Source organism: Corynebacterium sp. AOP40-9SA-29 (assembly GCF_052377405.1).
Lineage (GTDB): Bacteria > Actinomycetota > Actinomycetes > Mycobacteriales > Mycobacteriaceae > Corynebacterium.
The window spans coordinates 416,986-440,183 of record NZ_JBQSWR010000002.1 but is presented as its reverse complement, the minus strand read 5'-3'; the positions used below and the strand labels follow the sequence as shown (position 1 = coordinate 440,183).

Genomic DNA, 23,198 nt, shown 5'->3' with positions numbered 1-23,198 from the left:
CCGTAAGCAGGCCCGCCACACCAACTTCTAAGGAGACCTGCCATGTCCGATCTGAACCTCACCGAACTGCTCGCCCAGCGCGCCGAAGCCACCGGCGTGCAGGAGGGCCGCGTGCCCTTCGACTTCACCGCCGTCGCCGGCCCGAAGAAGGGGGAGACCCTCACCTTCTCCGTGCGCGACAACATGTCCTTCACCGACGAGGACTGGGACGAGATCGATGAACTGGGCGAGGACAACAACATTCAGGACATTGCCGAGTTCTGGATGGGCGATGACGAGTGGGACCGCTTCGTCGAAGCAGGCGGCACCCCCCGCATGATCCTCCTCATCGTCCAGGAGAAGGCCAAGCGCGAGCAGGGTACTGACTCCTCCGGTCGCCCTACACGGCGCAATCGCTCGCAGCGTCGCGCGGCGGCCCGGAAGCGCTAGAAGCAGCGCTCGAACGCTGCTACCACCGCGACGTCCTCGGCGAGTACTGGCGCGGCGACATCACCTTGCGGAAGTTGCGCGTCCTGACCGAAGGGCTCCCGCAGGTAGGCCCGCACACCCGCCACGAGACCAACGGCATCGAATACAGCTACACCGATTCGATGCTGTGGCTGCTGCTGTGGGCGCAGTGGGTCAACACGGTCAGCGGCCGCCAGGTCGCGGGCGACAAGAAAGCGAAGATGCCGTCCGAGAAGATGCCTGCCTACCCGTGGACCAAGCCTGAAAAGGCGGAGGGCCAGGGGCTATCTGGCGACCTCGGCGACTACGACCAGGGCGAAGTCCTGGACTGGCTCGACAATCTGTAGGAGGTCCCGATGTCCGAGGTATGGGTGCCCGTGCTCGCGAGCATGCGAGGCTTCGTCGCCGAGGTGAACAAGGGCGCATCGCAGGCGTCCAAGTCCGCCGGTGCCGTCCTCGAAAAGGATCTCGGTGACGCGGGGGCCCGGGGCGGCAAGTCCGCCGCGGAGTCCCTCGCACAGCAGATGGGCCAGGCTTCCAGCAAGGTCGCTGCCGCGCGAAAGAAGGAGGCCGGCGCTGCATCGGACCTCCGTGTCGCAGAAGAGCAGCTCGGCCAGGTGCGCGAGCGTGGCGACGCCACCGCCAGCCAGATCATGGCAGCGGAGGGCAAGGTCGAGGATGCCCGTCGCCGCCAGGAGTCCGCTTCGGCCCGACTCGGGGCGGCGGAAGAGGACCTTCAGTCCGTGCGTGACGGGGGCGAGGCTCGCGCGTCGAGCATCGTCACCGCCGAGAACAAACTTGAAGACGCACGACTGAAGGCACAGACCGCGTCCGAGAAGGTCGCGACCGCCGAGCAGAAGGCGCAGGAAGCCCGCGACTCGTCCTTGACGGCGACGCAGAAGGCCGAGGGCGCGGAAGTCCAGCTCTCCCTGGCGAAGTCCGAGCACGGCGACACGTCGCGCGAGGCGGCGAAGGCAGAGAAGGAGCTCGAGCGAGCACGCAAGCAGGCTGACAGCGCCAGCGTCGCGGCGGAAAAGGCAGAGGGGCAGGTGTCCCGTGCCCGCGCAGACTCGCAGTCCGCGACGGAGTCCGCCGAGGTAGCGGAACTGAACCTGTCGGCGGCGCAGGAGAAGGCCGCGGAGTCGGCACGCAAGGCTGGCGACGCTGCGAGCGAAGCGGCAGGCGAGACCCGGTCAATGAGCGCAGAGCTGTCCGGGGCAGAGCCTGCCGCCGAGGGCCTGTCGCTGGGGCTGGGAGATCTGGCGAAGAACGCGGGCCTGGCGGCTGCGGCGTTCATCGGAGTGCAGGGCATCGGTGACACGATCAGCGCTGGCTTCGACAAGGTCACAGCCATCGAGGACACCACCGCCTCCCTCGGCATCCTCATGGGCTCTGCCGAGGACGCGACCGGTCTCATGGACGAGCTGACCGAGTCCAACATGAAGACCCCGTATTCTTTCGATGCCTGGTCGGAGGCGGGTAAGAACCTCGTCGCTTTCGGTGTGGAGGCTGACGACGTCACCGACACCGTCATGGCCCTAGGTGAGGCCGCAGCAGCGTCCGGTAAGGGCGAGTCCGCGCTGTCCTCGATGGGTGACGCGTGGGGCAAGGCCGCCGCGTCCGGCAAGATCAGCATGGACCTGATCAACAGCCTGTCACAGGGCGGCGTCAACGGCCTGACCATCCTCGCCAACGAATTCGATGTCACCACCGGCGAGATGCAGAAGATGATCTCCAGCGGCACCGTGCCGATGGAGGAGGCCTTCGACGCACTGACCACCGGAATCATGGAGGGGTCCGACGGCGTCGCCGGGTCCACCAGCGCCATGACCGGCGTGATGGACGAGATGTCGCAGACCACCTCCGGCCAGCTCGGTCTGCTGAAGATGTCGTTCGTGAACCTTGCGGGCGACATCATGAAACTGGCGATGCCGGCCATCAAGTCGATCGCGTCGGCAGGCTCCAACCTGATCGGCGTGATCCGCGGACTGATCTCCGACTTCGTCGAGGGGGAGGGGGTCATGGGTGGGTTCCGCGCCGCCCTGGACTTCATCGCCCCGGTGATGAAGCCGCTCGCCGCGGCGATCGGTGCGGCGGCTGGTGCCCTCGGGCTGCTGAAGCTCGGGATGATGGCGCACACCGGGGCCACAACCCTGGCGACGAAGGCGACGAAGCTGTTCCGTGGGGCGCTGAACCTGCTGGTGAAGCACCCCATCGTCGCGGCCATCGCCGCCGTCGTCGGTGCCCTGACCTGGTTCTTCACCTCCACCGAGACCGGTAAGAAGGTCTGGGATACGCTCATGGACTCCCTGAAGTCCGCGTGGTCATGGCTGAAAGACACCTTCGCCCCCGTCTTCGATTGGGTTGGCGAGAAGATCGACCTGCTGAAGGCCGCGTGGGAGGAGATCACCGCGGTGTTCTCCGGCGGCGACTGGGGTACCGGTGCGCTGGAAGCCCTCGTCGGCGCGGACAAAGCCGACTGGATCGTTGCCACGGTCGAGCGGGTCGGTGACGCGCTGTCCACCGTGTGGGACTTCCTCAAGCAACTCCCGGACCTCGCGTCCGGGGTGTGGGACATCTTGTTCAACGGGGACTTCACCGGCCTACCCTTCGGCCTGGAAGAGGACAGCGGCATCGTGGACTTCCTGTTCACGCTACGAGACGTCGCCGGACAGGTCGGCGGATTCCTGAAGGACACTCTCGGTAACGCCCTGTCGAACCTCTGGGACGCGCTGAAGGACATCGCTCCCACCGTCCTGGAGGTCGGCAAGGCCCTCGGCGGTGCCCTGCTCGATGCCCTCATGGCAGGGTGGGACGCTGTCACCGGCCTGTGGGACGGCCTGCGGAAACTGTGGGACGTACTCGCCCCGCTGCTGCTGCCCGTACTCAAGATCGTCGGTGCCATCATCGGCGGCGTGGTCCTCGGCGCGATCATGGGCGCGGCGAAGGCGTTCCAGTTCATCGCCGGGGTAGTGAAGGTCGCCGCCGGCGTCTTCTCCTGGCTGATCGACACAATCGTCGTCCCGCTGATCGGCTGGCTCGGTGACCTCGCCGGATTCCTCGGCGGGGTACTGTCCACCGCGTTCTCCGCGTTCGGCACCCTCGTCGAGGGCATCTGGACCGGCATCAAGTTCGCGTGGGAGTCGATCCTCAAGCCCGTCTTCGACGTCCTGTGGACCGTCGTGTCCACGACCCTCGGCGTGATCGGCACGGTCATACTCGCCCCGCTGCTGATCGCCTGGGAGGCCCTGTCGTGGGGTATCTCCGCAGCGTGGGAGAACATCATCAAGCCCGCCTGGGACGCACTGGCCACCGCCATCAATTGGCTGTGGGAGTCCGTCCTCCAGCCGGTCTTCGGCTGGATCAAGACCGGCTGGGAACTGCTCGGCAAGGGCATCCGCGCTGTCTACGACTCCGCGATCAAGCCCGCCTGGGACGCGGTGTCATCCGCCGCGTCCTGGCTGTGGAACACCATCCTCTCACCTGTCTTCTCGAAGATCAGTGACGGATGGTCGAACCTCGGCTCCGGCATCCGGTCCATCTACGACAGCGTGATCAAGCCCGCGTGGGACGCTGTCGCTAGCGCCCTGAACTGGCTATGGGACACCATCTTCTCCCCAGTCGTCGACCAGATGAAGACCGCGTGGGACGGCCTCGGCACCGGCATCCGATCGGTATACGACAACGTCATCAACCCCGCCTTCGACGCGCTAAAGAACGCCCTCGGCAAGGTCCAGGACTTCTTCACCTCCGTCGTCGACGGCATCAAGTCCGTATGGGACGGGCTGAAGAGCATCCTCGCGAAGCCGATCAACTTCCTGATCAACACCGTGTGGGGCAAGGGAATCAAGCCAGCGTGGAACAAGATCGCCGAGTTCATCCCCAACATGAACACCATCGAGGGCGGACTCTCACCCATCAGCGAGTACGCCGACGGTGGACGCATCACCGGCCCCGGCACCGGCACCTCCGACGAGGTCCTCATGTGGGGCTCCAACGGAGAGCACATGTGGACCGAAAAGGAAGTCCAGCAAGCCGGCGGCCACGGCGCGATCTACGCCATGCGTGACATGATCGCCGACGGCGACGCCTTCACCTTCGACGGCCACGGCGGACTCGTCGGACTGCCGAACCGCACCGACAACGATGCCGGCGACCTCGCCGGTGCCGCGCCGGGCCTGTTCCTCCCCGCATTCGCCAAGGGCGGAGAGATCCGCCCCGAGTGGGAAGCGCAACTCGCTCGCGGCCACGAGTACGCCCAGAAGGTCGCGCCGGGGCCGTATGTCTTCGGTGGATCGTCTGGCGGCCAGCCGGGCGGCGGTACGGACTGTTCGGGATTCATGTCGGAGATCGCCGACGTGATCTTGGGCGGTCCCGGTGGCACTCGCCAGTGGGCTACGGGGAACTTCCCCGGCCCCCAGGCGGGTGCGTGGGAGTCCGGTCTCGGCGAGGGCTTCTCCGTCGGCATCGTCAACGGTGGGGACGGCGGTGGACACACCGCCGGTACTCTCTCTGGCGTCGGCTCGTTCGGCACGATCAACGTGGAGTCCGGCGGCGGCACCGGCCAGGGCGCTACCTATGGTGGCCTGGCGGTCGGCGCTGATCACTCCCAGTTCCCGGACAAGCACCACCTCGCGATCGGCGCTGATGGTGCTTTCGAGTCTGGTGGCGGTGGCGGTGGCCCGTCGCCTGCGGAGAAGGAGGGCTTCCTCCGCGAGCAGGTGAAGGCCATCTTCGGTCGGCTGCTCGACCCGATCAAGGATTCCATCTCGGGAATCATCGGCGAACCGCCGCCCGAGTGGTTTGATATCCCCCCGAAGTTCCTAGAGGGGCAGAAGGACGGGATCATCGATTGGGTCTTCGACCGTATCGCTGACCTCGGAAACCTGCTCGGCGGCGCGTTCAACAAGGCCAAGGACATCGGCTCGGCAATCGCTGACGGTGTCAGCTCGGCGGCGTCCTGGGTGGGCGATACCGTGTCTGGTCTGTGGCGGGACAATGGCGGCTGGATTCCGGCCGGCAAGTCCATCGTCAATAACGAGACCGGTCGACCGGAAGCGGTCCTGAACTGGGACCAGATCGACGACATCAAGCGGCTGATCGACAGTTTCGGCGTGGGGTATAACCCCGTGGCCGAGGCGGAGAGCGTCCTGCGCGGTGTCACCGAAGGTGGCTCCACCCCGCAGGAGGCCGTGCAGGGCGGCACCCAAGTCGCCCAGCACGTCTTCGCCGAGGAGATGGGCGACAAGTCCGCACTGGAGCACGTCACGGACGCGGTCTTCGATTTCTTCGGGATGGGTGACAGCCTCACCAAGAAGTTGTTGACCACCCCGGCGAACGAGTTGGCCCCGCTGCCGGATTGGTACACCTCCGGCCAGGACGACACCTCGACGGTGTCGGAGTCCGGTGCAGGTGTGGTGATGGAGGACGTCGCCGGCATGAGTGCTGACGACATCTCAGTCACTGCGGAGGTCGACGCGGCCTCGCTCACCGGCACACCGGAGGTCGCCACGACCTCGACTCCGGCGGGGGAGAATCCCCTGTTCGATGACCTCGACGATGTCGCCCCGGACCGGCACACCACGCCGGACCCAGGGGACTGGGGTCACGACTTCTTCGTCCACGAGATCGTACGGCAGGCCATCGACAAGGGCCTGCCGGAATCCGGGGCGAAGATCGGTGTCGCGACCGCGCTGGTGGAGTCCGGGAACCCGCTGCAGATGTACGCATCGAACGCGGTGCCGGACAGCCTGAACTACCGGTACGACGCGATCGGATCGGACCACGACTCCGTGGGCCTGTTCCAGCAGCGTCAAGCCGGGTGGGGCACCCTCGATCAGCGCATGGACGCCTACCAGTCCGCCGGGCTGTTCTTCAGCGCCATGCTGTCGAAGTTCCCCGACTGGGCGTCGATGGACCCCGGCGCAGTCGCGCAGGGCGTCCAGGTATCCGCATTCCCCGATAAGTACGGAACGGTCATGGGCGACGCCGAGGCGATGGTCCTCAACGCCGGCCTGTACGACTCCGGCGGAACCATCCCCGACGGCGCGCTCGCGGTGAACCTCTCCGGTTCCCCCGAGCACGTCTTCACCGATGACGCGATGACCGACTTCGTCGACGCGACGGCCTCCATGGAGCTCGCCGCCGCCGACCTGTCGGACGCCGCGAACCCGGACGGCCCCGTGATCGCCGCCCCCGTGGCGGAAGCCCCCTCCATCGACTCCAACGACGACGCCGCGGGACGCCCCGTGTACGTCGTCGTCAACGTCGACGGCGACGAAGTCCTCGCCCGCCGAGTCGACGGAGTCGAGGACCAGGTCGAGATCAACACCGCCGAGATCAAGAAGCAGAAGACAGCACGCCGCGCGATCGACGCCGGCGTGAAACTGCTGACCTAAAAGGAGGTACCCAGGTGGACCAAATGCAGGTCGACCTCACCGACCGGTGGGGAATCCAGTGGGCCCTCACCAGCAACTCACCCGGACGCGGCGGCGTGCACCTCATGGGGCCGGTAGGCCTAGCATCACCAATCCAGGTGACCGCCAGGCAAACCACCTCCCAGGTCGGAGTCACACCCATGTCGTGGCGCACCGAGCAGATGGAAGCATCCTGGTCCCTCGGCTTCCGAGGAGACGACGATCCTCTGCCCGAAGTGTGGGCCATGTTCCTGCGAGGACTGACCCCACTGGTGCCCGCCACGCTGCGGGTGAAACTACCAAAGCGAGGTCTACTGACCTGCCCGGTAGTGCGAACATCCGAAGACCCCGCACCGGACAAGTCACCGTACACACGGGGGCTGAAGTCCCTGACCGTAGACGTGTCCGTCACGTCCTATCAGGGCTGCTGGCACGGAGAAACGGTGTCGCACCGCGGCTCCTCAACCCTGGCGAACTCTGGCGATCTTCCGGCGTGGCCGGTGGTGCAGTGGTCGGGCGCGAACGCGTCAGTCACCGCGCCGGGTATCGGGGAAGTGGCCCTGCCGGACACCGGCGGGCGGACGGCGGTGCTGGAGACGGACCCCGCGTTCGCGTCGCGCGTGCGGGTCGACGGGGTGGATGCCCCGGACCTGTGGCGTGGTCTGCGGGGCCGGTTGTTCCCCGTGCCGGTGGACGCGCACTCGACCGCGAAGTGGTCGTTCGATGGGTGCGTGGGGCGTTTGACGTCCAGGCACTCGCACATGTGGAGGTGGTGACATGGCTGTCGAGGTTCTGGACACCCCCGCCTCATTCGAGTGGGAGTCGTGGCAGTCCGCGCGCGCCGCCGAGCACGCTGTGGGTTCCCGTACGGTCTGGCTGTTCAACAACCAGATGGTGCCGGTGTGCTCGATGTCGGGGTTCCTGCAGGGCTCGTATGGCGACAAGGCCAATGCAGCCGGGGCGCTGAACATCACCCTGCCGGGCGATCATGCGGCGGTGCCGACGCTGCTCATGGCCGACGCTGCAGGGGCCTTGGACCCCAATGCTCTGCTCACCGAGTGGTTCTGGATCGTGGTGGAGACCGCGCACTACCGGGTGACGTACCGCCTGGCGGAGCTGGAGTTGATCCAGACCGACACGGTGTCCTCGGTGACGGTGTTGGGCGAGGGGCTGTTCGAGCACCTGAACCACATGCCGTTGTGGGCCAGCCCCGGTAGTGCGCTGTTGGCGCAGTTGAAGTACGCCGACGTTCGCTGGGGCGACAGCCTGCGGGTCATCAAGCAGTTCCTGCACGTCAACCTAGCCCGCGAGTTCCAGTCCACGATCCTGACGTGGTGGGACATGTGGTCGCCGACGACCTGGGCTCGGATCCGGGAGGCGGACTGGCCGATCATGGTCAACCCCGTGCACGAGTCCCTGACGACCGAGTGGACGGTGCTGGACTCCCGGTTCAACATGGCCGGCGAAACGTTCGCGTCCACGCTGGACGCTGCGGGCCTGCTCGTCACCGTCGAGTTGTGGCTCCCCGGCGACGAGCAGCCTGCCCCGGACCACGTCACCTTGTCGAAGCCGACTATCTGGATCGACGTCGTGCCGCGCGCGTTCGACTCGTCGTCGACGGGCCGGCCTACGGATATTATCCGCGGTATCCGGGCGACGATCTCCGGCGACCAGACCACCAAGGCCCTGGTCCTCGACGACTCGTGGTTCGACGGGGAGAACGAGCACGCGTGGTGCGTGTGGTCTGCCGACCACATGCACGGCACAGAGCACAGGTTGATCATCCGCAAGTCCACCGACTCCCACGTCATCGTCGGTGGCCGCTCGCCGCAGATCGTGAACAGCCTCATCGCCGCCGGGTCGAACGCCCTGTGGCAGGGCATCGGCGCGGGTGTCGCGATGCTGTTCCCGCCGCTCGCGCCGCTGGCCATCGCCGCCGGCGCGTTCATCGGGCACGTCCAGGGCGAGCTGTTGAAGGACAAGTTGTTCGCGTGGGCGCAGTACTCCTCGCGGTCGCGGGCGCTGGCGCACGGCCCGTACCGGTACCGCGGCATCGTCACCCCAGGCGACGGGGCCAGCCTGTCGAGCCTGCAGGCGGGCTTCACCGGCCTGCAATCCACGCAAGGATCCGTCGGCACGGAGTTCACCGTGGGCGACGGCCAACCGTACGTCCTCGGCCGCGACTACATTGCCGGCGACCAGGCGGCGGTCATCTCCCACTCCATCGTGTTCGCCACCTACGTCGCCGAATGGGACGTCACCGTCACCCCGGACGGAGACGACGTCGCCCTGGGCCTGGGCGACCCCCGCCTACGCGAATCCCCGGCCCGATCACTGGAGCGCAGCGTTCAGACCCTGTCTTCGGCCATTGATCGGGTCAAAACGGCCATCCCGTAACCCCAAGGAGGAACATCACTGTGACGAATCGTCAGATGCAGGCCATGTTCGAGACCCCTGCCCCCGAGGGCGTTCACCCGATGGCCCCCCTGTTCCTCAACGTCCTGGGCGCTCGCTTCACCCCCGAGATGATGAACGACCTCGCCACGTTCCTGTTCGACATGGTCGGGGTGAAACTCCACGACGTCGAGCCGACGGAGACCGAGTACTTCCGCGATTGGAAGGACGACCGTGAGGTCGACGAGATCGTGCCCGGTTCCGAATACGCTGCCGCCTGGTCCGAACAACTCCCACCAGGCATCACCATCAACCCGCGCACCGGCCGCATGGTCGGCACCCTCGGCCGCGGGCAATGGCGCTGGACGGCCCGCACCGGCCCACAGGTGCAGTACGACAACCTCGGCGGCACCGGAAGCCCGCACGAGGACGGCCGCTGGATCGGCTACCTCGAAGAGAGGGAGCCGGTCACCACCACAACGCTGGACGTCAAGTCCATGACCCCGGAGCAACGCGCCGAACTCCGCGCCGCCCTCGCCGAGGAGGACTGACCAGTGGGAATCTCACCAGACCGCCACGAACCCAGCTGGGACGGCTCACCCCAAAACATCGACGCCCTCGGACGCGCCGGCAACGATCTTGGCGGGGGACTGGCCGGCTCTTTGCAGGACACCGTCGGCGGGATTGGCCAGGCGATCCTCAATGTGTTCTCCGGCATCATCACTGGCGGCCCATTCGCGCCGGTGGAGGAGGCTGCGGAGGAGATCCGCAACGGACAGCTCGACATTCAGGACCGGGTCGATCTGCTGTTCGGCATCAGTGGCTACGGCTTCTCCTACATGTCGAAGAACATCAACGCCCAGTGGTCGCTGAACAACAGCCGGCGACTCCAGTTCGACAAGCAGCTCGGCCCATCGAAGAACACGCACATCACCGAGGATGGCCGGCTGTCCCTCGACGGGGCGGGCGCGTGGCTGATCCTCGTCAAGGCCCACGGGCGCAACACGAGCTTCACCGGCACCGGCGAGATCAGCATGACGACCCGCGTGCGTAGGCCGAACGGGCAGTTCTACCACCAGACCACCGACCACGCGTCCACGCTGCTGGAGGCGGGCCTGGCATACAACAACATCGGCCCCGGCACGCTGCTCGCGGTGTTCCCGGTCGTCGTCGACGAGCCGGGCTGCAAAGTCGAAGCGGACGTGTGGACGGGCACGTGGCGCTGGTGGGACGGCGGCACGCGCTTCTCCATGATGGCCGCGATCAGGCACTCGACGGACACGGACAACAAGGGCGACCAGACGGTGCCCGATGAAACCGAATCGGAGGCGAACCAATGACGGTTCTATATGGCGAGCTGCTCGACGTGCAGGGCGAGCCGTTCGATCAGCAGGGCACGGCGGTGGTGATCTCCGCAACCCAGGCCCGCCCCGCGATGAACAGCAGTGCGCTGACGCTGACGGAACTAGCCCGCATCGAGATGGAGGACTCCGGTGGACTGTTCGAGACCAAAGAACTCGACCCCGGCCCCGTGATCGTCCGCCTGGAGGGCGGCGTCTCGCACGGCTTGCAGTGGGAGATCGGCATCCCCGACGACAACGAACGCTGGAACCTCGCGGACCTGATCGGGGAACAGGTCGAGTGGGAACCGATCGTCGTTTCGCGCGCGGAGGCTGCAGCACGCCGAGCGATTGAGGCCGCCGAGCAGCAAGTCGAACTGTACGAGGACCTGGACGCGATCAAGACAGCGCGCGACGAGTCGGGCGCGTCAGCATCGGCAGCGGCCACGTCGGAGAACAACGCCGCCACCTCGGAGGAGGAAGCGACCACACAGGCGTCGCGGTCGGAGGCGGAAGCGGACCGCTCTGCGGAGCAGGCCCGTGACGCTGCGAATAGCGCCGGCGAGTCTGCGGAGTCGGCTGCCGCGTCGGAGGCGTCGTCCCTGGCGTCGTCGTCTGCGAGGTCGGCGGCGGGTCAGTCCGCGGCGTACGCCGATACTCGCGCTACCGATGCCGACGGCTCTGCTCGTGCGGCAGATGCGTCGCGGCAGGCTGCGGCCACATCGGAGAGCAACGCCGCCACCTCGGAGTCCAACGCCGCGGGGTCGGCATCGTCTGCAGACCAGTCCGCGACACAAGCCCGCCAGACCGTGACAGAAGCAGTCGCGGACGCCACGGCCACCACGGCCGGGCACCGAGACGCAGCGGAAGCCGCGTCGGAGCGCGCTGCATCCTCGGAGTCGTCTGCTCGCGCGTCGCGGCAGGCTGCTGCCGAGTCGGCGGAGGCTGCGGCGGATATCGCGATCGGCAACGTGCCGGGTGCGACGGGGGAGACCAGGGGCCTGGTGAAACTGGGCGGCGACCTCGCCGGCACAGCAGACGCCCCCACCGTCCCCGCGTTGGCCCTGGCCGTGCCGGGTGCGTCGGTGTGCCTCACTCCGCAGGCTGCGGGGTGGGGGTATGCGACGGGCGATCCTGCGGAAACCCGGACGGGCTGGTCGACGGATGGGACGTGGCTGACACCGCCTGCGGGGCTGCTGTCGGCGTACGTCACGGTCGACTGGTGCGGTGGCACGGCGGCGGCTCTGCGGGGCCGACGACCGGACGGCTCAGCGTCCACCCTGGCCACGGTGCCTGCGGGCACGCCGGAGACCCACCGGCCGGTGACGGTGCTGGTGGACCTCACGGAGGTCACGGCCCTGGCCGTCGCCGCGACCTGGGAGGAAGAGGACCTCGAAGCCGCCTGCACCGTGAGCCTGATGGTGCAGCCGTTGCCGGAGCACACGCACAGCATTCCCGACATCAACGGGCTGCAGGGTGCTCTGCAGGGGAAGGTCAGCGGCAACGATCCTCGGCTGGATGACCCTCGCGAACCGCTGTCGCACGAGCACGAGATTGACCAGGTGCGTGGTCTGCGGGACGTCGTGGATCGCCTGACCGCTCTGGAGGCGATGGTGCGTGGTCGTCCGGTGCCGTGGCTGTGGGACGGCGAGCAGCCGTGGACCCCGTCTGAGCACGCGCTGGCGATCGACTCGGTCTGGGATCTGGACGCAGGCGAGATCCGCGAGATCGAGGAGGTGACCGACGATGAGTGAACTACGGCTCGGTGACCCTATCGGCCGCGTCGGCGGCGCACAGGAGCCTCTGGAGTTCGTGCCTGATAGCCCATCGACGAACTTCACGGTTGACCTGCCGGACGGGGAGTGGGCCGTGTCCATCAACTTCGGCACCAACAACGGCGGTGGGACCTCATCCTCGGGCATCCGCGTGAACGGGTCGGAGGTCGGCAACATCCGAGGAAGTACCGGAATCTCCCCGAACTCCCCGCTGTCGATCGTGCTCCGGCACCAGACCGGCACGCTCCAGATCACGTCCAGTAACTCCGGAATCCCCGTCCGCACCGTCACCGCGTTCCCGGACCCTAATTAGGAGTGATTGTCATTAACGGAAGCACACACACACACACACACACACACACACCCTCCCTGATCTTGTCGGGGTGGTCTCATGACCGCCCTACGGCTCGGCGAGGTAATCGGCCGTATCGGTGGGACGCAGGTCGAGACCATCGACATCCCCCTCACGACAGCGTCCGGCGGAAGCGGTTCCTCGGTGACGGTGCGCGACCTCGACGTGCCAGCAGGGGAGACGTGGCTCGTGTCGCTCGTCGGGGAGGCCCGCACCGGAGGGTCACCAGGCCAGTCCCTGATACTCCAGTGCGGAATGGTGTCCGCCAGGACGAACTCCTCTGGCCCGTGCGGGTTCTCTGCCGTCCTCGACGCACCCTCCAGCCTCACCGTGACGCGGGCGAGGAGCGCCGGATCCGACACTGTCGAGGGGACGCTGCACATCGTGCGCCTGTGACCGTGGTGGTCGCATGACCACCCTCAAACTCGGTGACGTCATCGGACGGATCGGTGGCGGCAACGTCACCACCGTCCCGGTCGGCGAGTTCACCGGCACGGACCACACGATCCACACGGTGGTGCTGGATGGCCCGTCGATCGTGTCCGCGCACCTCGCCGGCTTCAACGAAATGGAGGGGAACACCGGACGGTGGAGCGCACCAGCCCCGTCGATCGAGGTTCGGCCCCCGTCCGGCGGCGTGTGGGGTGAGACCCGCTTCGGCGCAAGCCTCATGACCCATTCCTCCGCCTCCAACGTCCCCTCCGAGTCGCAGTCCGGCAACGCCCGCTACCTGTCGATCAGCGCCGCCCTGCCCGCCGGGGAGTACCGCATCGTCGTGAACAGTCAGGGGAGTAGCCGCACCTACACCGTCGACACCGCAACCATCACCATCACACCCACCTAACCCCCAGGAGGACAGCATGACCGTCATTGACTTCTCGGCGGCGTTCCCGTCAGGCCGGGCGATCAAAGCCGCCGGGCATGACGGCGTCGTCGCCTACATCTCCCCAGCCCGCGAGTCGTGGATGGGCGCGAAGCCGCTCACCAAGGCCAAGGCCGACGAGTACACCGCCGCCGGGCTGAAGATCGCGGTGGTGTGGCAGTACGCCGCAGGCACCGCACAAACCTCCGACGTCATGCGCGGTGCCGCCGGAGGTCGGGCTGATGCGGAAGCCGCGCAGAAGCAACTCAACGCCATCGGGCTGGCCGGGCACCCGGTGTTCTTCGCCGTGGACTTCGACATCACCCTCAACCAGTGGAACGCTACCGCCGTCGAGTACTTCAAGGCGGCGGTCGCCGTGCTCGGTAAACACCGCGTCGGGATCTATGGACACTCGCGCTGCGTCCATTGGGCGATGGAAGACGACGTCGTCGCCACCGTCGCCACCGGCCGCGTCCTCGGATGGGTCACGCGCTCCTGGTCCAACGGGGCCACCGGCAGCGACTACGCGGTGCTGTACCAGGGCACCCACAACGTCGCCGGCCCCGACGGGGTGCAGATCGACGTCAACGACATCTATCACCAGTCGTGGGGGCACCAGCCGCTCACCGACACCACCCCGGAGACCCCGCAACTCCCGTCGGTGACCAAGCGGCCCGGCTGGACCGGTGACCCCACATGGCTTGCCGATGCCCTCCGCGCATTCGGCGTCCAGGTCGTCGAGGAGGACGGCTGGCGCAACCGCGGTAACGGGGACTTCCTCACCGTGTGGGGAGTCTTCGCCCACCACACCGGCGGCGACAACACCCCCACCTCGCTCATCCGCGACGGTCGATCGGACCTGCGCGGCCTGCTGTCGCAGATCCACCTCCTACGTGACGGCACCGCCCACATCACCGGGCAGGGCGTCGCGTGGCACGCCGGACGAGGAGCCTACAGCGGCCTGCCGACGAACAACGCGAACTACCACACCATCGGTATCGAGGCGAACAGCAGCGGCACCAGCACGTGGCCCGCCGCCCAGCTCGACGCGTACTACCGCGCCTGCGCCGCGATCTGTTGGGTGCTCAACGTCAACGCCGCCCGCGTGATCGGGCACAAGGAGTACTCGTCCGACGGCAAGTGGGACCCCGGCGGCATCGACATGCCCGCCTTCCGCGCCCGCGTGCAGCACTACATCGACAACCCGCCATTCCTACAGGAGGAGAACCTCATGGCCGACTTCGACAAGATCACCCGCAGCTACCCGTCCCGCGTGGAGGGGTCCGCGGTGAAGCTCAAGCCCATCGACGCGCTGTACATGGCCGACGCCAACAGCTTCGTCGCCCGCGCCAACACGGTCGAGATCATCGCCGCCCTGCGCGACAACACCGAAACCCTCGGCCGCGTCGAGGAGAAGCTCGACACCCTGATCGGAGGCAACTGACATGGCAACCACCCCGAACAGCACACCGACCGACCTGGAGTTCATCGGCCACATCGTCCGCGACAAACTCGGCGAACAGAAGTGGTACCAGAAGATCGCCAACACGCTCACCGCCATTGTCGGCGCGATCGCCACCATCCTCGGTGCTGCCCTGTCCTACGGGCTCAACGTTCCCGACGGTGTCATGCTCACCGTCGTGGTGTTCCTGTCGCTGTGCACCGCCCTCGGCGTCCGCGGCACCAGGAACGGATTCTCCGAGTCGCAGCGCAAGAAGTTGCAGCAGTGGCAGGCCGAGTACATCGACGCACGCCACACCCACGACGACACCGTCGAGGCCGACCAGGACGACGACAGCGACGACCAGGAGCAGACCTACGTCGGTCAGCACCGGGTCATCACCACCGCCGCCCAGGAACTCACCAACCGCGTCGACGCCTACCTCGCGGACCGCCGGCGGGAGCAGTGATGTCGCGCCTGTTCGCCCTGGCGGTGCGGGCGATGTGCTCCGGCTGGGTCGTCATCGGACTCATCGGCCTGTCCACCGCGATGCGAGGCTTCTTCTACCTCCCCGCCGTCGTCCGCGATAGTGACCGCCTGCCTACCGTCGAGGAGTACGCACCCCTGTGGGTGTGGGCCGCAATCTGGATCGGCGGCGGCACCATCGCCACGATCCTCGCCCTCACCCGCCGGTGGCTGTCCCTCGGCGTCGGTCTCATCGTTGGCCTGCCCGTGATGTGGGCTGTGCTCCACATCGGGGCGTGGCTCACCGGAGAGTCCCGCGCCGGGTACGTCACCGCGCTGACGTATGCGGTCGCTGCTTTGTCCATCACCGCGTACTACGTGTTACTCAGTCAGCGAGGGGGAGGTGAGCAGCCATCGACGTCGACGGAAACGTGATCGTCCTCGCCGGGTCGGTCCTGTCCCTCATCGGCATCATCGCCACAGCCATCTATCAACTCCGCGGCAAGTCCGCCGAGCAGGGCCCTGAGTGGTACCGAACCCTGTCAGCGGAGGTGAAGACCCTGCGCGAGGACATGGCCGAGATGCGCCGCGAGATGGACGGCATGCGCACCGAACTGTCCGGCCTGCAGATCTGGAAGACCAGCGCCCTCGCCCTCATCCGGCAGTTGCTGGCCAAGGTGCACCCCGACGAGCACCCGGTGATCCCGCCGGAGGTTCGCAAGGACCTCGACGCCACGCACTGACGGCCGCGCCGGTGGGTAGTTTTGCCTGGGGGTGATGTAGGCTCCTGATATGCGAGACGTGATGAACCTCGCTGTGAAGTGCACACTGTGTGCTTGCCTTTCGTGAATCCGCGCACCGACTCCCGCCTGCGGGACGGTGCGCGGCTTTCGTTTATGGGTGGTGGCCTGGGGTTATACGGTGTCAAGCCCCCTTTCTGGGGGTGTATATTATCCCCCACGTAACGCCTTTAGGTTTCTTAACGGTAGGGTCTGTGGAGCAGCGAGGCATAAGCGTCGCTGTGAACACATTCTTCTATCGAAAGGCATCACCATGCTGGACATCATCGGCAACATCGTCAACGCCATTGGCGACTTCTTCGAGAGCGCCCTGGACCTCGTCACCGGTTCCATCACCGAGGGCGGCGAGCAGTAGCTCCCAGCGTCACGACCCCCGCACTTCGGTGCGGGGGTTTTCGCGTTCCCAGGACACCCCACACCCCGCCCAGTACGCTCGCCTACGGGTCGAGCGCCCCGGCACCCCACGCGGGTGTCGTCCCCCCTTTGGAGCGCTCCCCACGGCCCCCGCCGTCACGTCGACGGTGGGGGCTTTTCCTGCGTCCAGGGCACCCCGCGCAAGCGTCCCGTGCCCGGCGCGTGGGGAGGTTCTATCCCGCAGTTATCCCGCAGGAGACCCGCGAGACACCGTTTTCGGTACGACTGGCGAGACTGGCGGGAGCGCTCTGACCTGCGGCTATGAAAATGCCGCAGGTCGGGCTTTCGCGCTTCATATAGTATGAAAACATAAAATCCCACACCGGGTGACGCTCACCGCGGGAGCGGCGGTCCCGACGGCCGGCGGTGAGCTCGTCAACGGTTGCACGGTGGTGCTCCTGCCGTGCGCGCCACTGCTGCGGTGTGAGCACCGTGGCGGTTCGGTCTCGCGTGTCAGTCGTCATGGGTCCAGTCTCTCACCGTTCCCACGAGTTCCTCGATCACGTCCTCCAGGGTGATCACCCCGACGACGATCCCACCGTCGGAGATCTGAGCCATATGCGAGCTCGTGCGACGCAGCTCCTTCATCGCGTGGTCGAAGTTCACGCCACCTTCCACCGTGATCAGTGGGCGGATGTCGTGCTCGTCGACGAGCTGGTCGGGGCCTGTTGAGGCGTCCAGCAGGTTGTCGAGGACGTCCTTGACGTGGATATAGCCGAGGTAGCCGCCATCCGTTCCGGTCACGGGGAAGCGGGAGTAGCCGGTACGCGACACCGCCTCCTCGACCTGGCCGACGGTGATGCGTCCGGTGGTCTCGTTGACGGCGATGGTGTCGACGTCCGACAGTGGGATCATCACCTCGCTGAGCGTGCGCTTCGAGGAGTTCAGCGCCTTGGACAGGCGCGTCGCTTCGGACTGACCGATGAGCCCCTCGGAGCGGGACTCGGCGATCATCTGCGAGAGCTCCGAGGGCGAGACCGTGGCGTCCAGCTCGTCCTTCTGCTCCACGCCGACCATCTTCAACGTCACCCGGGCGATCCAGTTGAGGAAGACCATCACCGGGTGCACCAGACGGCAGAACAGCAAGTGAGGGGTGACCAGTACCGTGGCCACCGTCTCGGGGCCGGCCAGCGCGATATTCTTCGGCACCATCTCACCGAGGATGATGTGCAGCACCGTGACGATGAGCAGCGAGATCGCGAACGCCACCGGGTGAAGCAGGTTGTCCGGCAGGCCCACGGCGTGGAAGGGCGCCTCGATGAGGTGCGCGATGGCGGGCTCGCCGACCTTGCCGAGCAGCACCGAAGCCACGGTGATGCCGAACTGGGCACCGGCGAGCATGATCGTGAGGTGCTCGGTGGCGTAGAGGACCTTGTCCGCCCGACGGTTGCCCGCGGCGATCATGTTCTCCAGCCGGTCGCGGCGCGAGGAGATCAACGAGAACTCCACGCCCACGAAGAAGGCGTTGAGGCCGAGCAGCAGCACGGCGAAGGCGATGGCCCAGAGGTCACCCATCCTGACCACCTCCCTGTGCGGATTCTGTACTTGTGTCGGGCACCGGGCGCAGCTGCACTCGGTCGACACGTCGGATGTCCATGGACTCCACCGTCGCCTCCCAGCGCACCGGGTTACCGTCGGTCATGCGTTCCATCAGGTCGCGCTCGCCCCGGGGCAGCAGGACGCGGTCGCCTTCGACCGGGATGCGGCCCAGAGTGGTCATGATGAGTCCGCCGAGGGTCTCGTAGGGGCCGTCCGGGGCGATGTAGCCGCAGGCGTCCTCCAGCTCATCACAACGCAGCAGTCCGGAGACGTCCCAGAACTGCCCGCTGCGCTGGACCTCGGAGTCCTCCATGTTGTCGTGCTCGTCCCAGACCTCACCGAGGATCTCCTCGACGACATCCTCGATCGACACGATGCCGGCGGTGCCGCCGTACTCGTCGACGACGAGCACGAGCTGCGAGCCCGCCGAGCGGACCAGGTTCAGCACGGCGTCGCCGCCGAGACTGGTGGGCACGGTGGGAACACGGCGAGCCAGGTCACGCACCGTGGTTGTGGCCCGTTCCTCCGCCGGCACGGTCAGGGCGTCCTTGACGTGGACGACACCGATGGTCTCGTCCAGGTCGCCGTTGACCACGGGGAAGCGGGAGTGACCGGACTCGTGGGCCTCACGGATGAGGTCGAGGGCGGTGTCGGTGGTCTCCAGGGTGTCCACCGTGGAGCGCGGGGTCATGAAGTCTTCCGCGCTGGTGTCGCCGAACTTCAGCGAACGGTCGAGGATGCGCACTTTCGACTGGTCGAAGCCCTCCGCGCCGGTGGAGTGCCGCACGAGGGCGGACAACTCCTGCGGGGAGCGGGCCGAGGCCAACTCGTCGGCGGGCTCGATGCCGAAACGTCGCACGATCATATTCGCTGCGTTGTTCATCAACTGGATGAACCGGTGGAAGATGGTATTGAAAATCCACACCGGCCGCGTCAGCAGCCGGGCAGTCTGCAAGGGGTTGGCGATGGCCAGGTTCTTCGGCACGAGCTCGCCGAAGACCATCGACAGAATCGTGGCGATGACCAGGCTTAGCACCAACGCCACCGAGGTGGACGCGGACGCGCCGAGCCCGACGAGTTCGAGCGCCGGGGTGAAGAACTTCGCCAGGATCGGTTCGGCAAGGTAACCGGTGGCCAGAGTGGTCACAGTGATGCCTAGCTGGGTGCCGGACAGCATGAAACTCAGGCCGCTGTGGGCCTTCTTGACCATGTGTGAGGCGGCGTCGCCGCGTTCGGCGATGTCGTCCTCGATCGTCGAGCGCTCCAGGCTGGTCGTGGAGAACTCCACGGCCACGAAGATCCCGGTGCCGGCGGTCAACAGGACGAAGCCGACCAGCCCCAGGATGCTGAGCAGGATGTCCATCCCTGTCCTACCTGTCCAGCCCCAGCTCGCCGAGGTAGGCGGTGAGACCGTGGCGGTCGAGCACCCACACGGTGGGGCTCACCCCGGCCTTGCGCATCATCTGCTCGGTCTCACGTCGGGTCTCTGCGGTGGTGAGGGTCAGCACGGTGCCGGACTCGCCGGCACGGGCGGTGCGTCCTGCGCGGTGCACGTAGGCCTTGTGCTCGGCCGGCGGGTCGATGTGCACCACCAGATCGACACCCTTGATGTCGATGCCGCGGGCGGCGATGTCGGTGGCGACCAGCACGGTGGCACGACCGTCGGAGAACTCCTCGATCGCGCGGGTGCGGGCACCCTGACCCTTATTGCCGTGGATGCCGACAGCGGGAACGCCATCACGGACAAGTTTCTTGACTTGACGATCGACGGCGTGCTTCGTCCGCATGAACATGATCGTGCGGGTCGAGGCACGCCCGAGCTGCAGGACCACGTCGTTGCGGGCGGTCTTGTCGTCCACCACGCCGAGGAAGTGGGACATGGTGTCCACCTTCGCCCGGACCTCACCGGTGGAATGCGTGATCGGGTCGTTCATGTACCGCTGGACGAGGACCTTGATGTCCCCGTCGAGGGTGGCGGAGAAGAACAGGTGCTGCGCATTCGCCGGGATGTGGTCGACGAGGCGGCGCACCTGCGGGAGGAACCCCATGTCCGCCATCTGGTCGGCCTCGTCCAGCGCGACGATCTCGACCTGGGACAGGTCGAGGGCCTTCTGCCGGATGAGGTCCTCGGCACGCCCCGGGGTGGCGACCAGAAGGTCGACCGGGCGAGCCAGGGCGGTGAGGTTGCGCTTGATGTTCACGCCTCCGACGACCTCAATCACACGCTGGCCAACGGACTCCGCCAACGGACGCAGTCGTCCGGCGACCTGCTGCGCGAGCTCGCGGGTCGGCACCAGCACCAGCGCCCGGGGCTTGCCCGGACGCGAAGCACCGCCGGTGAGGCGGGTGATCAGTGGCAGACCGAAAGTGAACGTCTTGCCGGAACCCGTCGGGCCGCGTCCGAGGACGTCCTTGCCCGCCAGTCCGTCGGGGATAGCCGCGGCCTGGATCGGGAAGGGGTGCTTGAGACCCTGCGCCGTCAGTTCCTTGACTACCGGATCCGGCAGGCCCATGTCGGCGAAGAGCACCGAGGTGTCCACGCCTGCGGCCGGGCCGGTCGGTACCGGTGCGGCGACCTTGGGCTGACGGACCGGCTGCTGGTTCTTCTGCTGATTCTTCTGGGCGGGGCGCTGCCTGTTGCCCTGCTGGCCGCCGCGCTTGGCACCCTGCTGCTTATTACCCGGCTTGCTGCCCTGCTGCTTATTGCCCTGCTGATTCCGGTTGCCGGAACGTTTACCAGGGTTCTCGGAACCGCCGGCGGTGCCTGAGGCACCCGCGCGACTGCCCCGGACGACCTTACGGCGCCGGTTCTGCCGGTTCTGTCCACCGACACTGGCGCTGCGTCGTCCTTCTGATTGACCTGACACGGGTTACGCTTGCACCTCGCTGCGGTCGGCGGACCAGAGGGTGTGGAAGTGACCGTCGCGGTCGGTGCGCTCGTAGGTGTGGGCACCGAAGAAGTCGCGCTGGCCCTGGATCAGGGCGGCGGGCAGCCGCTCGGAACGCAGGGAGTCGTAGTAGGACAGCGAGGAGGCGAACACCGGGATCGGCAGGCCGAGCTGCGTGGACGCCACGACGACCCGACGCCAGGAGTCGATCAGACCGCCGACCTCGGTGTTGAAGTACGGGTCCAGCAGCAGGGACTGCACACCGGGGTCGGTGTTGTAGGCGTCCACGATGCGGTTGAGGAACTTCGCGCGGATGATGCAGCCGCCACGCCAGATGGTGGCGAGGTCGCGGGGGTCGACGTCCCAGCCGTGCTCGTCGGAGCCGGCCTTGATCTCGTCGAAGCCCTGGGCATAGGCCACCAGCTTCGAGGCGTAGAGCGCACGCCGGACGTCCTCGACGAAGTCGTCCTTCGAGACGCCGAGGGCGTCCAGCGTGGTGACCTCGCCGGAGGGCAGGTTGCCGGTGGTCGCGGCACGCTGCTCGCGGGCGCCGGACAGCGCACGGGCGAAGACGGCCTCGCCGATGCCGGTGGTGGGGATGCCCAGGTCCAGGGCGGCCTTGACCGTCCAGCGGCCGGTGCCCTTCTGGCCGGCGGCGTCGACGATGACGTCGATCAGCGGCTTGCCGGTGGCCTCGTCGGTCTGGGAGAGCACCTCGGCGGTGATCTCGATGAGGTAGGAATCCAGGTCGCCATCGTTCCAGGTGCGGAAGATGTCGGCGATTTCGGACGGCTCGATGCCCGCGGCGTAGCGCAGCAGGTGGTAGGCCTCGCCGATGACCTGCATGTCGGCGTACTCGATGCCGTTGTGGACCATCTTGACGAAGTGGCCGGCGCCGTCCGGGCCGATGTGGGTGCAGCAGGGGGTGCCGTCGACCTTGGCGGAGATGTCTTCCAGCAGCGGGCCGAGGGACTCGTAGGACTCGGCAGGGCCGCCCGGCATGATCGCCGGGCCGTTGAGAGCGCCCTCCTCGCCACCGGAGATTCCGGCGCCGACGAAGTGCAGGCCACGCTCGGACATCTCCGCCTCACGGCGGATGGTGTCGGTGTAGAGGGCGTTACCGCCGTCGATGATGATGTCGCCGGGTTCCATGGCGTCAGCAAGCTGGGAGATCACCGCGTCAGTGGCGGGACCAGCCTGGACCATGATCAGGGCACGGCGGGGGCGCTCGAGGGAGGCAACGAAGTCCTCGACGGTGGCGGAGGGGACGAAGCTACCGGTGTCCCCGAACTCGGCCATGAACGCGTCCGTTTTGGCGGAGGTGCGGTTGTAGACGGCGACGGTGTGATCGTGGTTGGCGAAGTTCCGGGCGATGTTGGAACCCATCACCGCGAGGCCGACGACACCGATCTGTGCGGAGGAATCTGTCATGGTGCACCATGATAGCGCCCACCCGTCCATCTTCGCCCGCGGCGGGCCGACAGTCGCTAGACTCACCGGGAAACACGCCGGAGCAGCCGGGGCACATATAGGTGAGGGAGAGACAGACAGTGACGCAGAATGACACGGCCACCGGGCAGATTGCTGCCATGGAACGGATGCTGGAGCTGATGGGCTCGGCGAGCTCCTCGGAGCTCACCGCGGCGCAGACCGCCGAACTTTCGGAGATCTTTGCCACATCCATTCCGTCTCTGGATCGCACGCTGGGTCTGCGCTATGTCGAATTTGTCCCGGAGGTCGTGGTGGAGCTCACGATCACCGAGGACCACGTACAGCCCTGGGGCATCACCAACGGCGGGATTTACGCGACATTGGGGGAGTCGGCCGGATCCTTCGCCGGCTTCATCGCCGGTGGCGGTGGCATGGTGATGGGAACCACCAACTCCACGAACTTCCTGCGCCCCTCCACCCCTGGAGACGTGATCCGTTCGACGGCACGTGCGGTGCACACCGGCCGGACCAGCCAGCTCTGGCGCATTGAGCACGTGAATGCTGCGTCCGGCAAGCTGTGCGCCACCACGGAGCTGCGGACCGTGGTGGTACCCAGCAAGTAGAGTCCCGGCAG

The 23,198-nt window shown here is 66.8% G+C and carries 20 protein-coding genes; 16 read left to right on the top strand and 4 right to left on the bottom strand.

The features are described from left to right. The first annotated feature begins 42 nt into the window (after positions 1-42). From ACT3SZ_RS06555 to ACT3SZ_RS06485, 15 genes are all read left to right on the top strand, one after another. Complete coding sequence (locus ACT3SZ_RS06555; RefSeq protein WP_444617613.1) at positions 43-429, top strand: hypothetical protein; 387 nt, start codon at positions 43-45, stop codon at positions 427-429. Between the two features lie 74 nt (positions 430-503). Further along, the gene (locus ACT3SZ_RS06550) at positions 504-794 is read left to right on the top strand and encodes a hypothetical protein (RefSeq protein WP_444617612.1); all 291 of its coding nucleotides are present in this window, start codon (positions 504-506) and stop codon (positions 792-794) included. Between the two features lie 9 nt (positions 795-803). Continuing rightward, positions 804-6,845, top strand: a complete 6,042-nt coding sequence (locus tag ACT3SZ_RS06545; RefSeq protein WP_444617611.1) for a tape measure protein — start codon at positions 804-806, stop codon at positions 6,843-6,845. Between the two features lie 14 nt (positions 6,846-6,859). After that, entirely contained in the window at positions 6,860-7,639 is a 780-nt protein-coding gene (locus ACT3SZ_RS06540) for a hypothetical protein (RefSeq protein ID WP_444617610.1), read from the top strand. A gap of 1 nt (position 7,640) precedes the next feature. Further along, positions 7,641-9,260: a Gp37-like protein gene (locus ACT3SZ_RS06535; protein ID WP_444617609.1), complete on the top strand. Its 1,620-nt coding sequence runs from the start codon at positions 7,641-7,643 to the stop codon at positions 9,258-9,260. 20 nt (positions 9,261-9,280) lie between these two features. Next, complete coding sequence (locus ACT3SZ_RS06530; protein WP_444617607.1) at positions 9,281-9,808, top strand: hypothetical protein; 528 nt, start codon at positions 9,281-9,283, stop codon at positions 9,806-9,808. 3 nt (positions 9,809-9,811) lie between these two features. Then, entirely contained in the window at positions 9,812-10,597 is a 786-nt protein-coding gene (locus ACT3SZ_RS06525; protein ID WP_444617605.1) for a hypothetical protein, read from the top strand. Continuing rightward, complete coding sequence (locus ACT3SZ_RS06520; protein ID WP_444617604.1) at positions 10,594-12,351, top strand: hypothetical protein; 1,758 nt, start codon at positions 10,594-10,596, stop codon at positions 12,349-12,351. Before ACT3SZ_RS06525 ends, ACT3SZ_RS06520 begins: the two co-directional genes overlap by 4 nt. Next, positions 12,344-12,685: a hypothetical protein gene (locus ACT3SZ_RS06515; protein ID WP_444617602.1), complete on the top strand. Its 342-nt coding sequence runs from the start codon at positions 12,344-12,346 to the stop codon at positions 12,683-12,685. Before ACT3SZ_RS06520 ends, ACT3SZ_RS06515 begins: the two co-directional genes overlap by 8 nt. Before the next feature lie 78 nt (positions 12,686-12,763). Continuing rightward, positions 12,764-13,120, top strand: a complete 357-nt coding sequence (locus ACT3SZ_RS06510) for a hypothetical protein (protein ID WP_444617600.1) — start codon at positions 12,764-12,766, stop codon at positions 13,118-13,120. 13 nt (positions 13,121-13,133) lie between these two features. After that, the gene (locus tag ACT3SZ_RS06505; RefSeq protein ID WP_444617598.1) at positions 13,134-13,568 is read left to right on the top strand and encodes a hypothetical protein; all 435 of its coding nucleotides are present in this window, start codon (positions 13,134-13,136) and stop codon (positions 13,566-13,568) included. A 16-nt stretch (positions 13,569-13,584) separates the two neighbouring features. Continuing rightward, positions 13,585-15,030, top strand: a complete 1,446-nt coding sequence (locus tag ACT3SZ_RS06500) for a glycoside hydrolase domain-containing protein (protein WP_444617596.1) — start codon at positions 13,585-13,587, stop codon at positions 15,028-15,030. Position 15,031: 1 nt separating this feature from the next. After that, positions 15,032-15,496 (top strand): hypothetical protein, encoded by a 465-nt coding sequence (locus ACT3SZ_RS06495; RefSeq protein WP_444617595.1) that lies wholly within the window; start codon positions 15,032-15,034, stop codon positions 15,494-15,496. Then, entirely contained in the window at positions 15,496-15,927 is a 432-nt protein-coding gene (locus tag ACT3SZ_RS06490; RefSeq protein ID WP_444617593.1) for a hypothetical protein, read from the top strand. The genes ACT3SZ_RS06495 and ACT3SZ_RS06490 overlap by 1 nt, the downstream gene beginning before the upstream one ends. After that, positions 15,924-16,235 carry a hypothetical protein gene (locus ACT3SZ_RS06485; protein ID WP_444617591.1) on the top strand — a complete coding sequence of 104 codons (312 nt, stop codon included), beginning with the start codon at positions 15,924-15,926 and terminating at the stop codon, positions 16,233-16,235. The genes ACT3SZ_RS06490 and ACT3SZ_RS06485 overlap by 4 nt, the downstream gene beginning before the upstream one ends. Positions 16,236-17,159: 924 nt before the next feature. Here ACT3SZ_RS06485 and ACT3SZ_RS06480 read toward each other — a convergent pair. The 4 genes from ACT3SZ_RS06480 to gndA all read right to left on the bottom strand — a co-directional run bounded on the left by ACT3SZ_RS06480 (position 17,160) and on the right by gndA (position 22,564). After that, on the bottom strand, positions 17,160-18,221 hold the full coding sequence (locus ACT3SZ_RS06480; RefSeq protein WP_444617590.1) for a hemolysin family protein: 1,062 nt from the start codon (positions 18,219-18,221) through the stop codon (positions 17,160-17,162). After that, positions 18,214-19,608, bottom strand: a complete 1,395-nt coding sequence (locus ACT3SZ_RS06475) for a hemolysin family protein (RefSeq protein ID WP_444617588.1) — start codon at positions 19,606-19,608, stop codon at positions 18,214-18,216. The genes ACT3SZ_RS06480 and ACT3SZ_RS06475 overlap by 8 nt, the downstream gene beginning before the upstream one ends. Positions 19,609-19,615: 7 nt before the next feature. Continuing rightward, positions 19,616-20,758, bottom strand: a complete 1,143-nt coding sequence (locus ACT3SZ_RS06470; protein ID WP_444617672.1) for a DEAD/DEAH box helicase — start codon at positions 20,756-20,758, stop codon at positions 19,616-19,618. Between the two features lie 357 nt (positions 20,759-21,115). Further along, entirely contained in the window at positions 21,116-22,564 is a 1,449-nt protein-coding gene (gene gndA, locus ACT3SZ_RS06465) for an NADP-dependent phosphogluconate dehydrogenase (protein WP_444617587.1), read from the bottom strand. Positions 22,565-22,683: 119 nt separating this feature from the next. Here gndA and ACT3SZ_RS06460 point away from each other — a divergent pair, with 119 nt between their 5' ends. Further along, positions 22,684-23,187, top strand: coding sequence for a PaaI family thioesterase (locus ACT3SZ_RS06460; RefSeq protein ID WP_444617586.1), 504 nt, complete (start codon positions 22,684-22,686; stop codon positions 23,185-23,187). Positions 23,188-23,198 lie beyond the last annotated feature (11 nt).